This is a genomic window from Psychrobacillus sp. FSL H8-0487 (assembly GCF_038008385.1).
GTDB lineage: Bacteria > Bacillota > Bacilli > Bacillales_A > Planococcaceae > Psychrobacillus > Psychrobacillus psychrotolerans.
The window spans coordinates 962,844-976,788 of sequence record NZ_JBBOZA010000001.1 but is presented as its reverse complement, the minus strand read 5'-3'; the positions used below and the strand labels follow the sequence as shown (position 1 = coordinate 976,788).

Annotated in this window: 11 protein-coding genes; all 11 read right to left on the bottom strand. The window is 36.9% G+C overall.

The window, feature by feature from the left end; all coding sequences use genetic code 11:
- Positions 1-12 precede the first annotated feature (12 nt).
- The 11 genes from MHI47_RS04620 to leuB all read right to left on the bottom strand — a co-directional run bounded on the left by MHI47_RS04620 (position 13) and on the right by leuB (position 13,821).
- Complete coding sequence (locus MHI47_RS04620) at positions 13-1,479, bottom strand: methyl-accepting chemotaxis protein (protein WP_093537313.1); 1,467 nt, start codon at positions 1,477-1,479, stop codon at positions 13-15.
- 81 nt (positions 1,480-1,560) lie between these two features.
- Positions 1,561-2,665, bottom strand: a protein-coding gene (gene prfB, locus MHI47_RS04615) for a peptide chain release factor 2 (RefSeq protein WP_407691709.1) whose coding sequence is annotated in 2 segments (ribosomal slippage) — positions 1,561-2,598 and positions 2,600-2,665 — 1,104 coding nt in all. Because the reading frame shifts where the segments join, the coding sequence is not laid out codon by codon here.
- Between the two features lie 192 nt (positions 2,666-2,857).
- On the bottom strand, positions 2,858-5,368 hold the full coding sequence (gene secA / locus MHI47_RS04610; RefSeq protein ID WP_340829845.1) for a preprotein translocase subunit SecA: 2,511 nt from the start codon (positions 5,366-5,368) through the stop codon (positions 2,858-2,860).
- A 135-nt stretch (positions 5,369-5,503) separates the two neighbouring features.
- Positions 5,504-6,061, bottom strand: coding sequence for a ribosome hibernation-promoting factor, HPF/YfiA family (gene hpf, locus MHI47_RS04605; protein WP_340829844.1), 558 nt, complete (start codon positions 6,059-6,061; stop codon positions 5,504-5,506).
- 110 nt (positions 6,062-6,171) lie between these two features.
- Positions 6,172-6,552: a PilZ domain-containing protein gene (locus tag MHI47_RS04600; RefSeq protein WP_340829841.1), complete on the bottom strand. Its 381-nt coding sequence runs from the start codon at positions 6,550-6,552 to the stop codon at positions 6,172-6,174.
- Between the two features lie 153 nt (positions 6,553-6,705).
- Complete coding sequence (locus MHI47_RS04595; protein ID WP_093537309.1) at positions 6,706-7,200, bottom strand: C40 family peptidase; 495 nt, start codon at positions 7,198-7,200, stop codon at positions 6,706-6,708.
- 179 nt (positions 7,201-7,379) lie between these two features.
- A complete protein-coding gene (locus MHI47_RS04590) occupies positions 7,380-9,068 on the bottom strand; it encodes a methyl-accepting chemotaxis protein (protein ID WP_340829839.1) in 1,689 nt (562 codons plus the stop codon).
- Between the two features lie 378 nt (positions 9,069-9,446).
- Complete coding sequence (locus tag MHI47_RS04585) at positions 9,447-10,295, bottom strand: VOC family protein (protein ID WP_340829837.1); 849 nt, start codon at positions 10,293-10,295, stop codon at positions 9,447-9,449.
- A 399-nt stretch (positions 10,296-10,694) separates the two neighbouring features.
- Entirely contained in the window at positions 10,695-11,276 is a 582-nt protein-coding gene (leuD, locus tag MHI47_RS04580; RefSeq protein WP_340829836.1) for a 3-isopropylmalate dehydratase small subunit, read from the bottom strand.
- A 15-nt stretch (positions 11,277-11,291) separates the two neighbouring features.
- Entirely contained in the window at positions 11,292-12,701 is a 1,410-nt protein-coding gene (gene leuC / locus MHI47_RS04575) for a 3-isopropylmalate dehydratase large subunit (RefSeq protein WP_340829835.1), read from the bottom strand.
- 19 nt (positions 12,702-12,720) lie between these two features.
- A complete protein-coding gene (gene leuB, locus MHI47_RS04570) occupies positions 12,721-13,821 on the bottom strand; it encodes a 3-isopropylmalate dehydrogenase (protein ID WP_340829834.1) in 1,101 nt (366 codons plus the stop codon).
- Positions 13,822-13,945 lie beyond the last annotated feature (124 nt).

Sequence of the window (13,945 nt, the reverse complement as noted above, 5' to 3'; positions counted from 1 at the left end):
CTCTTTAAGTAACTATTTTGTATTAATGCTTTGGGCTTCTTTATACGTTTCGTCGATATAGTTGGCAATTGCCTGCTGATCTTCTGTTATTTGCACAAGTGTTGCATTGAATTCTTCTACAGTCGCGGTACTTTCTTCAATAATAGCCGCAAATTCACTCGTACTAATATTAATGGATTCTGTATTATTGGAGATAATATCTACATCCTTTAAGAACTTAGCTAACTCGTTTTGCAGTTTCTTCATTGTTTCATGAAGTTTATTAAATGATTTATTTGATTTATCGGCTGTTGAAACTTGTGCATAAATTTGATTTACTCCATTTTCTAACTTTTTAAGAGCTTCTTGATTGTATTTGTTTAATTGGTTTAAATTATCATCTATTTTTTCTAGAGACTGATCAGTGACACCAGCAAGCTTTCGGATTTCTTCTGCCACAACGGCAAACCCTTTTCCAAGTTCTCCAGCTCTTGCGGCTTCTATAGATGCGTTCAAGGCTAGAAGATTAGTTTGTGCTGTTATTTGGCGAATATCACTCGCAAAATTATTTGTTTCATTAATTTTTTCGGAAAGACCATTAAATGTTTTATTGAGTTCCACAAAAAATACGGTGAATTCATCAATTTCATTTTTCATCTTTTCCATCACTATAGAACCGTCCGAAGCATTCTGTTCTGCAAATTCAGCTTGTTTGACGATTTCATGTAAATGTCCAGCCATTTCTTTTACTGAATCAGAAGTGGCCTCAGTAGATTTTACAATATCCACTACATGATCTGCTTGTTTTTGAGAACCAATACTTACTTCCCCTACCGCAACAAGCATTTCTGCCTGTGCATTGTTTGTATTAAATGTATTCGTACGAATTTGCTCCAAATTAGATGTAATGACAGACACTGCAGTTTCCAGTTTTTGATGTAGAAATGTTTCTTCATCAGATTTAACTTTAGCATCTTCTAAAAGTTTTTCAACTTTCGTGAATAGATTCTTACTTTGCCTTACTTGTAAGAAGATACCTAGTGCCATTATGAACTGGATGAAGAAAATATTCACAGTTCGTCCTTCAAAAATACCTGAATCATCCCACATTACATTTAATATCATTGCGAACACGCATAAAATGTAACCGTATACAAAAATACTCTGCTTTGAATGTAAACTGCTTAGAATTAGTATGAAAAGTGCTAAAACGATTGTAGCGATGCTTACTTCATTGAAATAACTCATGCTGACGGCTGTAATAGCCCCCGCTAGTATGGCGAAATATGGGAATATACGTGCGAAATATATCGACTTTCGAGCGATAATAAACATAATTACGGATATGACAAATGGAATTCCAATTGAAATAATGACAACTACTGCCTGTTGAATAATAATTTGAACAAGTAATCCTAAACCTGCTGCTAATGCATAAGCTAAAAATAAAATGACATTTTTTCTCTGTAAGTCTTCATTTTTCAACTCATTAATATTCATTACTCTTTCCCCTGTCCTTTATATTCTGAAAATTAAAAAACCGATGCTATATAATTATAACATCGGTTTCTAAAACGTCTATTAGTTTATTTTTGACCGTAGATAAGCGTGAATAAACGGATCAATTTCACCGTCTACAACGGCATGAACATTTCCGCTTTCTTCATTTGTACGGTGGTCTTTTACCATGGAGTATGGGTGGAATACGTACGAACGTATTTGGCTTCCCCATCCGATTTCTTTTTGTTCCCCACGGATTTCTAATAACTGTGCTTCTTGTTCTTCGATCTTCAATTGATATAATTTTGATTTTAATAATTTCATCGCATGCTCACGATTTTTTATCTGCGAACGTTCTGACTGACAAGTAACAACCGTATTTGTTGGTAAATGCGTAATACGAACGGCTGAGTCAGTTGTATTAATATGCTGTCCACCAGCGCCAGTTGCACGATAAGTGTCAACTTTCAAATCTTCTGTCCGAATATCAATTTCAATTTCATCTGTAAACTCTGGCATTACTTCGCAGGATACAAATGAAGTATGACGGCGCCCTGATGAGTCGAAAGGTGAAATACGTACAAGACGATGAACGCCTTTCTCCGCCTTTAGATAGCCATATGCATTATGTCCTTTAATGAGTAGAGTTACCGATTTAATACCAGCTTCATCTCCAGGTAAATAATCAATCGTTTCTACTTTAAAGCCGCGTTTATCTGCCCATCGTTGGTACATACGAAGCAATATAGAACCCCAATCTTGAGACTCTGTACCACCCGCACCTGGATGCAATTCTAAAATTGCATTATGCTTGTCGTATTCTTCACTAAGTAACATTTGTAATTCAAAGTCACTCAGCTTGTTTGTAAACTCATTGAGTTCTTTCCCAAGATCTTCTTGCAACTCTTCATCTGGCATTTCTTTGATCAATTCCAAAGTCATTTCCAAATCTTCTTGCGTAGATTCAAGAGAACGATATTCTTCTACTATTGTTTTTAGAGCATTAGTTTCATTTATTACTTTTTGAGCTCCTTGTGCATCATCCCAAAAATCAGGAAATGTCATTAGCTCCTCTAATTCTTGAATACGAACCTCTTTGTTTTCTAAGTCAAAGAGACCCCCTAAAGTCTTTTAACTTTCCTGAAGTTCTATCTAGTTCATTACGTACTGTTGCAATTTCTATCATTTGTATTCCTCCGACTTTCTGGTGTCTAGTTATAGCTCAAACTTTGTCGTTACAATAACATTGTAAAGACATGTAAACGTATTCTGCATTTCTTAGTGGCTTGCTACAGACGCCAACCTCTCGAGTCGCTTACGATTAAGATAAAGTTTTCCAAGGCCGGTCGAGGGTTACAGGCGTCTTGCGCTTTTTATATTATTTTACTGCACCGTGACAGTTTTTGAACTTTTCACCGCTACCACATGGACATAGGTCGTTTCGTCCGACAGAAACTTCTTTACGCATAGGTTTTTTCTTCACTGGGCCGCTTTCTTCTTTTGGATTTACAGCTTGCCCTTTTGCTACTTCTTCACGTTCTAAGTTATTGCGAATTTCTGCTTTCATCGCATATTTAGCAACGTCTTCCTGGATGGAATCGACCATTGCTTCGAACATAGCGAATCCTTCACTTTGGTATTCGCGAAGTGGATCCGTTTGCCCATATGCACGCAAATGAATTCCTTGGCGAAGTTGATCCATTGCATCGATATGATCGATCCACTTAGAGTCAATAGAACGAAGTAATACTACCTTTTCAAACTCGCGCATACGTTCGGCAGTCATTTCTTCTTCTTTCGCATCGTAGAAACTTATAACTTCTTGTTTGATTTTTTCGATCATTTCTTCAGAAGATAAACTTTCTAATTCTGATTGTGTAATGACACCTTCAGGCAACAAATTCGCTTGAATATAGTCTTCAATCCCTTTTAAGCTCCAGTCTGCCTTATTCTCTGAGCTTGTATGAGTAGATACTAAACGTTCAATTGCGCCAAATAGCATCGACTCCACTAGTACACGCATATTATCTGTTTCAAGTACTTCATTACGTTCTTTATAAATGATTTCACGTTGTTGACGTAGTACATCATCATATTGTAATAAACGCTTACGTGAATCGAAGTTATTTCCTTCTACACGTTTTTGTGCTGATTCCACAGCACGAGATACCATTTTAGATTGAATTGGCTGTGAGTCATCCATACCAAGCTTAGACATCATCGCACGCATATTATCGGAACCAAATCTGCGCATTAACTCATCTTCCATCGATAGGTAGAACTGTGTTACCCCTGGGTCACCTTGACGACCAGAACGTCCACGTAATTGGTTATCTATACGACGAGATTCATGTCGCTCTGTACCAATAACCGCTAATCCACCAACTTCAATGACACCGTCACCTAATTTAATATCTGTACCACGACCAGCCATATTTGTTGCAATCGTTACAGAACCTAAATGTCCCGCAGTCGCAATAATTTCTGCTTCATGTTCATGATTTTTGGCATTTAATACATTATGCTTAATGCCATGTTTAGTTAACAATTTAGAAATAATTTCAGAGGTTTCAATGGCAACAGTACCTATTAGAACTGGTTGACCATTTTTATTGCGTTCTGCAATATCAGCCGCTGCTGCTTCGTATTTACCATTCATAGAAGCATAGATTAAATCTGCACGGTCATCCCTTGCTATTGGGCGATTTGTTGGAATCGCAATAACGTTCATATTGTATATATTACGGAATTCTTCTTCCTCTGTTTTTGCCGTACCTGTCATACCAGACAACTTATCGTACATACGGAAGAAGTTTTGGAATGTAATTGTAGCCATTGTCATTGACTCATTTTGAACCTCTAAGCCTTCTTTTGCTTCAATCGCTTGATGAAGACCATCACTGTAACGACGACCTTTCATCAGACGACCCGTAAACGAATCGACGATAACAATGTCACCTTCTTGAACGACATAATCGACATCCAAATGCATAGAAGCGTGGGCTTTAAGTGATTGATTGATTGCATGGTTTAAACGCACATGAGTCAAGTCAAATAAGTTATCTATATTAAAAGCTTTTTCTACTTTTTCAACACCTGTATCCGTTAGTGTTACACCTTTTGTAGATTCTTCATAAGAATAATCTACTTCTTTTGTTAAGGTACGTACAAATGCATTTGCTTGTTTATAAAGAAGTGCTGCTTTATTGGCTTGTCCAGAAATGATTAAAGGCGTTCTAGCTTCATCGATTAAGATCGAGTCAACTTCATCAATTACAGCGTAGTGAAGTGGACGTTGCACTTTATCTTCTTTGTATAACACCATATTATCTCTTAAATAATCGAATCCAAGCTCATTATTCGTCGAATACGTAACATCCGCAGCATAAGCTTCACGTTTTTCTTCTTTGGACATGGAATTTAAATTTAATCCCACACTTAAACCTAGGAAATTATATAATTTTCCCATCTCCGCAGCATCACGACTAGATAAGTATTCATTGACCGTAACAACATGCGCACCAAGACCAGTAATTGCATTTAAATAAATGGATAATGTAGAAGTTAGTGTTTTACCTTCCCCAGTCTTCATTTCCGCAATATTACCTTCGTTTAGAGCAGCTGCTCCCATAATTTGAACACGGAAAGGGAACATTCCAAGTACACGTCTAGATCCTTCACGTGCTACTGCAAATGCTTCTGGCAATAAACTATCTATGTTTTCTCCTTTTGCATAACGTCCGCGGAACTCGTCTGTTTTCCCACGAAGTTCATCATCAGTTAAGGCTTCCATTGTACTTTCTAATGCTTCTACTTTATCCGCAATTTTTTCTAAGCGTTTTAGTTCACGTTTATTCAAATCGAACACTTTGTTTAATACACCCAGCATCTATTTTCACTTCCCATTTAATATCTTACTCTACATTTTACCATTCGTTCTAAAGGCACGCAAATAAGGTCCATTATTAAATCAAAAAACTCTCCTCGCAATTACGAGGAGAGTTGGATATAAGTCTTTAAAGGCTTAGTTAGTTTCGATTAAGCCGTATTTTCCATCTCTGCGTTTATAAACGATATGAGTACCATTAGACTCAGCATCTGTAAAGATGAAGAAGTTATGACCAAGCATGTTCATTTGCAATACCGCTTCTTCTTGGTCCATTGGTTTTAGGTCGAACTGTTTTGTACGGACGATATTATATTCATCCTCTTCGGAATGATCAGTTGCTCCTTCAGGTGGATCGATTGTAGCAAAAAATGTAGCTACACCTTCACGCTCACGGAACTTGCGATTTACTTTTGTTTTATATTTTCTAATTTGACGTTCTAGTTTATCTACGATTAAGTCCACTGCAGCATACATATCTGCATTACGTTCTTCTGCTCGTAGTGTTAAGTTTTTCATAGGAATTGTTACTTCCACTTTTGTTTGTTTGTCGTTATACACTTTTAAGTTAACGTTTGCAGTCGCTTGAATCTCTTCGTTGAAGTAACGGTCTACTTTATCAATCTTACCTTCAACGTACTCACGTATTGCAGGAGTCACCTCAATATTTTCTCCACGAACGTTAAAGTTTAGCATGAAAACTCCTCCTTTAATTTAACTCTATATATATATTTCAACACCACCTTTAAAATATCCTTCTTATTTTAAAGTTTTTATTTATTTTTTGTCGAAACTTGTAATATTTTTTACTTTTTAAGTTCCATTTCTTTCCGTCGACGTTTTTTTAGCTCTCCAATAATCATCTGTTCACTTTCACTATCTCCAACCAACTTAACACCATACTCATGGCCCCATGCTTTGCGGTGGGACCATACAAATTCCCCAACCATGGAAATAGGATTTGTATCTAACGTGAAATTCAGTTCCACATGATGTAATTGATCTATGGAGATAAATAATTCGCTAAACAACTTCAAGCCATTCGGACTTATGTCTATGATTTTGCAGGCACCTTTGTTTGATAACTCCACACCAACATTGCCTTCGTTTTGCTTGATTAGACGAAAGGTTGCGTCACAGGGTTCTTCAAATGTATAACGAAAATATTCATTGCGATTATACTTCAAATCCACCTCTCCTTCCGATATTTTTAAATTTTATATTTCTTCATTATGCATAATGAGGAAAGAATTATCAAATGATATGAGATAATTTACACTATTTTAAGAAACAAAAAAGTTCTACCGTAAATTATACGATAGAACAGACATGTATATGTTTTATTTATTTATCGCTACTGTTACATCAGCAATTCGTTTAGCTCCTACATAGCGGTCTCCCCAATAATGAGGATCACTTAACTTATCGATTTTAACACCTTTTGAAGAGGATGAGTGGATAAATTTCCCGTCACCAATATATATACCAACATGCGATACACCTTTACCAGCTGTATTAAAGAATACTAGGTCACCAGAAGCTAAATCACTTTTACCTACCTTAGAACCCGAAGCGTACATTCCAGAAGATGTTCTCGGAAGGCTTACTCCTAAATCTTTATACACATAACTTACGAATCCTGAACAATCAAAACCTGCTTTTGTTGTACCGCCACCACGATATTTCGTTCCAATTAAATCTTTAGCTGTTGCGACTAATTCAGATGAGTTAACAGAACTTGCGGCTTGCGTATTTACTGCGAATGGTGCTGTTACTAAGAGAACAGATAATAATAACATAGCCGTGACTTTTTGCGACATAGATTTCAAATTCATCGTGTTCCCCCAAGGTCTTAAATTTTCTGATTATTTCTCTAAACTCATGTTACCATTCTTTAAACCTTTTTAATTTTACAGTTATGTAACAATTATGTTACAAAGAAAAACGAGTATTTCCAAGCGTTTGCATATAAAAAACCTAACAAGTATAAAAAAGATTACTTGTTAGGTAGAGTTTATATTACAAATCTTGTGCTTGAATTCTCCAAAATAATTGCCTGCTCATTCACATCATTTATCAATTTAGATAGCTTTTCGATATTTTGAACATTAGCTAGAAGCATGTCATCTGTTAGTTCCATTTGTACTGTGTTAGATTCTATCGATTCTATTAATGCAAAAATGAGTTTCTCAGAAGTATTCTTTTCTTTTTCAATAGTTAACATAGAATCTTTCATATGGTCGTTTTGATACTTGGAATCTCTTATGTAGGAAACTATTTTATCCATCTTTTGATGTAACATTTTAAACGTTGCATCATTATTTTTGGAAGTTTCCATTCCTTCGACAAACACATTTGCCATTTGAGTACCTTGTTGAGTAATCGAATTGGATATTTGACGTATAGTATTTGCTGTAACAGATACTTCATCTGCCAATTTCTTCACTTCTGCAGCTACAACAGCAAATCCTTTACCATCTTCACCTGATCTAGCAGCCTCTATGCCAGCATTCAGTGCCAAGAGGTTTGTTTGTTTTGAAATCGCCTGTACAATTGTGGTCATTCTAGCGATTTCCTCTGTTCTTTCTTGAAGTAGCTTTCTTTCTTGATCTGCTTCTTTAAATAAGTTTCGTAACCTTGCAGACTCTACAGCCGTTTTTCTCAATGCCAGTGCACTTTCATCCGCCATTTGTACAGCAATAGCTGAATCCCCGTTTAACTTAATAACCTTCTCTGTTACTTCATCAAAAGTATGGGAGAATTCCTCTAGAAAGGATCGGATACCGATAGAAGCTTCTTTTTGATTGCGCATGCTTCCACCAGTTTCATGGATAGCTAGTTTAACGGTATTTGTACTATCGACCGTATTCTTAGAATATCCCTTTAGCTTTACGCTATTAGCATTTAGATTTTCTGCAGTAAGTTTGATCGTTTTTACGATATTAATAAGATTAGCTCTCATCTCATTCATCGCTTTTGATACTTCTCCTATTTCATCGTTTGATAATATGTCTATTTGTTCACTATTTAGTTTTCCTAGAGATATATCTTTTGCAGATAGTACTACTTTCGAAAGCTGAGTCTTAATTTGTCGATTTGTCAATAATACTAGAGCGAGTGATAGTAATCCCGCGATTAGAAACGATGCAACGACAATATAAATTGTATTTTTCTGGCTCTCTGACATTTCCTCTATTAAAAGAATTCTTTTGTCAGATTCAAGTTGTCTAGCGTCTTTTAGCAATACTGTCAGGCTTACATACTTTTCATTGATGGACTGAAGTTGTCTTCGTTTGGCGACATTTTCTTTGTTCATAACCGATTCCTTTAAGTTATTCTCATATGTAGTTTGTATTGATTGTAAGGTTTCTGAGAAAGTTTTCCAATCTACATAGGGCATCTGTTTACTTGAAGAAATTTGTAGATTAACTAGATTCTCTTTTGTCGATTCATAATCTTTGTCAAACTCTTCTAGAGGATCTCCAGCAAAATTGGAAATGGCAATATATAAACTCGCTACCTCCGATCGCATAATATCCGTACTCTCGACATTTTGTGAGTAGACTTCCATATCATTAGCTAAATCTTGGTTGTGAACTACTTGGAAAATCAATAAGACAGTCATCGCTCCAAATAAGATAAAGGAACTAAAAATAGCAATTAAATACTTCATTCGCAGTGGTATAGTAGACCATTTTTTCATAGGTATTCCGACCTCCCACTGAAATATAGCATAACACTTTGCTTAAATGAGTGTGTTTTCTGAAACTTTACAAGGATTTTACAAATTTACAAAGGAGCTTTCGGTGTAACCTCTTAATAGTCTTAGTAAAATTTCAATTTTTTTCTCTTTAATTTATTGTATTAACCTGTCGAATACTCTGATTAGAGGTGTCGATATAAATGCAAGAAACAACAAAATACCTTATATAGATTTGGAAGATCGAATTCAAGCATATTTTGTCACAGATAGATGATTTCAAAAATGAACGAAATGAAGATGCGAGAGTAGAAATTTGTTGAAGCTATAGATAGAGGGAGAAGATTCAAAAATGACTCCGATTTTCTCGGAGTCATTTGTTTATTTTATAGTTAATTTAATTTTATTTTGAGAAGGATCTTTAACGGTGTATATACCATTTTCTTCAAAAATTTCTGATCCAAATGCTTTTACTTTCGTAATTGCTATTTGAAGTTCTTCATTTGAAGGATAAACGACAGAGAATGCTTTTAACCCAACCACGTTTTCTGGTGTAGGAGGTGCTCCAATTCCCGCCCAAGTATTTAATCCAATATGGTGATGGTATTTACCAGCTCCCATAAATAATGCACCAGGATAATTAGGAGTCATCACCTCAAAACCTAAAGCATTGTAAAATTCTTTCGTTAAATCTAGTTCAGAGACATGTAAATGTATATGTCCCATTACAGTTCCTGCTGGCAAACCATTCCACGGGGTATTAGCTCCTTCCGTCAAAATACTTTGTGCATTAATTTGAAGGGTAGCCATTTCCACATACTCATTTTCCCATTTCCACTCAGAATCTGGACGATCAGTATAAATCTCAATGCCATTTCCATCAGGATCATTTAAATATAGTGCTTCACTAACTAGGTGATCTCCTGCTCCCACTCTAATGTTAAGCTCAGAAAAATATCTTAAAATTGCCCCTAAATCAGCACGTGTTGGTAATAATAACGCAAAGTGATATAATCCAGCAGTTTTTTGTTGAGTTGGCATAATATTTTCTGGTTGTTCAATAGAAAGAAGTGCTGTTTTTCCATCGGCAGTAAGATATATTTTGTTAGCTTGCTGTTCCAATATTGTAAAGCCTATGATATTCTCATAAAATTCTACGGAACGCTGAAGATCCACTACCTTTAACTCTACTAATTCTACAAATGTGTTTGGTTTATTATGATATTTCATGTTGATACCTCCAGTTATTTATATAGGTTACTTTTCGTAAGTAATTATATTTTAGTTACTTAATAAAGTCAAGAGAAGAGTTTAGGATGAGCTTGTAATAATGGTGAATCGCAAATTAGTTAGTGTTAATCGCAAGGTCTGTGGAAAGAATCACAAGTTAGTGGATACATATCGCAAGATGATTGTGTGGAATCGCAAGTTAGTCGATACAAATCGCAAATGATGGGATTAAAATCGGAGCATTACAGTTTTGCGCATCGTTTTTATTATTCGCAACATCTTAAGTCGTATACGCAACGTATACCTCGATTTACGCAACTCTCGCAATATTATAATCACTCTTCTTGTAAAACATCAAAACACCACTTTCCTCAATCAGGGAGTGGTGTTTTTGAGTTGCTAATTAGCTATTCTTTTGTCTTCATAAGCTTTAATTTTATCTTCATATTGGAAGGTTAAGGAAATTTCGTCCCATCCATTTAGAAGCATTTTCTTTTGGTATGGATCAATATCAAATGAATATACCACACCATCTTCGCCTGTTATGGTTTGCGCTTCTAGATTAACTGCGACATTATATACTTCTTTGCTTAGCAAGGCTTCCACTTCACTCACCGATAACTTAATCGGTAAAATTCCATTTTTCATGCAGTTATTATAGAAGATATCCGCAAAGCTCGGTGCAATGACTACTCTAAATCCGTAATCCAAGATGGACCAAGGAGCATGTTCACGGGAGGAGCCACATCCAAAGTTATCATGGGCTACTAGAATTGTAGATTCTTTATATCGTTCATCATTTAATACGAAGTCTTTAATTGGTTGATCATTCGCATCGAAGCGCCAGTGGTAAAATAGGTATTTTCCAAATCCAGTACGTTCGATACGTTTTAGAAATTCTTTCGAGATAATTTGATCTGTGTCTACATTTTTTTGATTTAAAGGTGTGATGACACTGTTAATTTCATTGATAGGCTCCATTTAGTTTCCTCCTCCTTATGCATTTACTAGTCCAAATTTGCGAATATCTACAATATGACCTTCGATTGCAGCTGCTGCTGCCATTGCTGGGCTCATCAGATGTGTTTTCGAACCCGCACCTTGACGGCCTTCAAAGTTTCGATTAGAAGTGGATGCACAGTGCTCTCCTGCTGGAACGATATCATCATTCATCGCTAGGCACATACTGCAGCCTGATTCGCGCCATTCAAATCCTGCATGAAGGAATATTTGGTCGATGCCTTCTTGCTCTGCTTGTTTTTTAACCGTTTGCGATCCTGGAACGACAATCGCAGTAACATTGGGATGTACTTTGCGACCTGCAATAACAGTTGCTGCTGTGCGAAGATCGCTTAAGCGTGCATTTGTACACGATCCGATAAATACATTTGATATAGCGATGTCCTCTAGCGGCATCCCTTGTTCTAGTCCCATATAAGCTAATGCTTTTTCATGTGCTTGTTGATCACTTATTTCAGCAAAATCGGATGTGTATGGTATATTTTGCGATACACCAGAACCCATCGAAGGATTGGTACCCCATGTGACAAACGGCTCAATTTCATCTGTAGAAATTTCTACCGTTTTATCGTAAAGTGCCCCTTCTTCCGTTGCTAGGGCTAACCAACGTGCTGCTTCTGTTTCAAAAGCTTCCCCTGCCGGTACATGCTCACGCCCTCTAAGGAATTCAACTGTTGTTTCATCCGGGCTGATCAAACCAGCACGTGCCCCTGCTTCAATCGACATATTACAAATCGTCATACGCTCTTCCATTGATAGCTTTCGAATCGCTTCGCCAGTATATTCGACGATGTAACCTGTACCCATATCGATACCAAACTTCGCAATGATTGCTAAAATAATATCCTTTGCAGCAACGCCATATCCAAGCTCACCCGTCACTTTAATTTGCATTGTTTTCGGTTTAGCTTGCCATAAAGTTTGCGTTGAAAGTACATGCTCCACTTCACTAGTACCGATACCAAAAGCTATGGCACCAAATGCACCATGTGTAGATGTATGACTGTCTCCACAAACAATTGTTTTACCAGGCTGAGTTAGACCTAGCTCTGGTCCGATAATATGAACAATCCCTTGGTCCGGATGGTCCATATTGGCAAGTGGAACGCCAAACTCTTCACAGTTTTGTTGAAGTGTAGAAATTTGTTTACGAGCGATAACGTCTTTAATCTGTTCTCTATTTCGAGTTGGGACATTGTGATCCATCGTTGCATAACATAGATCTGGCCGACGCACCTTACGATTATTTAGTCGTAACCCTTCAAACGCTTGGGGAGATGTCACCTCATGGATTAAGTGTAAATCGATGTAGAGAAGGTCTGGTTTACCTTCTTCCTCGTACACAATATGTTCATCCCAAATTTTCTCAATAATCGTTTTTGCCATTTAGTTTCTCTCCTTTTGGTTAGACATAAGAAAACATAATACTATCTGATACAAATTCTGAGTCTAATTCTTCTAAAACTTTTGAAGTCCATTCTGTAGTAGAAAGCACTCGTTTTCCCTTTATTTCTAAGTCACTTGTGAAGTTACCATCATTTAATACATTGAATACTGCGTCTTCAATTGCTGCTGCTTCTGTTTCCATTTGGAAAGACTCACGTAGCATCATTGCTGTTGAAAGAATTGTAGCGGCTGGATTTGCTTTATTTTGTCCAGCGATATCAGGAGCAGAGCCATGGACCGGTTCATATAAACCAAAACCATCCTCACGCGTACTTGCAGATGGCAGCATTCCTAAAGAACCAGTGATTACGGAAGCTTCATCACTTAAAATATCTCCAAACATATTTTCCGTTACAATTACGTCAAAGTAATCTGGCTTTGTAATTAGCTTCATCGCTGTTGAATCGACTAGCATATGCTCTACTTCCACATCTGGATATCCTTGTTTTTTCTCTTCCACAATTTGACGCCATAGTTTACTAGAATCCAATACATTCGCTTTATCCACAGAAGCGAGCTTGCCGCGACGGCTTCTTGCTAATTGGAAAGCAGTATCTACAATTCGTTCAATCTCATTGCGGGTATAAACTAACGTATCGACTGCGTAATCATTTGTTTTCTTACGTGGTTCAGCAAAATATAAACCACCCGTTAACTCGCGTACAATGACTAAATCTACTGATTCTGCTACCTCCTTTTTAAGAGGAGATGCTTCTAGTAATGCAGGAATCGCTTTGACTGGACGAATATTAGCGTACAATCCAAAATGCTTACGAATAGCTAGCAAACCTTTTTCCGGACGTAAATGAGATGGATTTTGATCCCATTTTGGCCCACCTACTGCGCCTAATAGGATGGCATCACTTTGACTACATGCGTTAATTGTTTCTTCTGGAAGTGGGTTTTCACAAGCATCAATTGCTGCTCCACCTATTAATCCGTATTGCAAGTTGAACGTATGGTTATAACGTTTTGCAATTGCTTGAAGCACCTTTACTGCTGCCTCTGTTACTTCTGGACCGATTCCGTCTCCCGGTAATACCGTTATCGTTTTTTCCATCTCATTCACTCCCATTTTTTTATTTACAAAGTTGATTTAAAAGGCTTTTGAGCCGTTACAGGTGGACGCTTTCCGCGGGCGAGGTCGAGCCTACTCGTTCGCTACGCTCCCTGCGGGGTCTCAA

Excerpts from the sequence above, each read along its gene's own strand:
- MHI47_RS04620 (WP_093537313.1), bottom strand. The coding sequence starts at position 1,479 with ATGAATATTAATGAGTTGAAAAATGAAGACTTACAGAGAAAAAATGTC.
- secA (WP_340829845.1), bottom strand. The coding sequence starts at position 5,368 with ATGCTGGGTGTATTAAACAAAGTGTTCGATTTGAATAAACGTGAACTA.
- hpf (WP_340829844.1), bottom strand. The coding sequence starts at position 6,061 with ATGCTAAACTTTAACGTTCGTGGAGAAAATATTGAGGTGACTCCTGCA.
- MHI47_RS04595 (WP_093537309.1), bottom strand. The coding sequence starts at position 7,200 with ATGAATTTGAAATCTATGTCGCAAAAAGTCACGGCTATGTTATTATTA.
- MHI47_RS04590 (WP_340829839.1), bottom strand. The coding sequence starts at position 9,068 with ATGAAAAAATGGTCTACTATACCACTGCGAATGAAGTATTTAATTGCT.
- MHI47_RS04585 (WP_340829837.1), bottom strand. The coding sequence starts at position 10,295 with ATGAAATATCATAATAAACCAAACACATTTGTAGAATTAGTAGAGTTA.
- leuD (WP_340829836.1), bottom strand. The coding sequence starts at position 11,276 with ATGGAGCCTATCAATGAAATTAACAGTGTCATCACACCTTTAAATCAA.
- leuC (WP_340829835.1), bottom strand. The coding sequence starts at position 12,701 with ATGGCAAAAACGATTATTGAGAAAATTTGGGATGAACATATTGTGTAC.
- leuB (WP_340829834.1), bottom strand. The coding sequence starts at position 13,821 with ATGGAAAAAACGATAACGGTATTACCGGGAGACGGAATCGGTCCAGAA.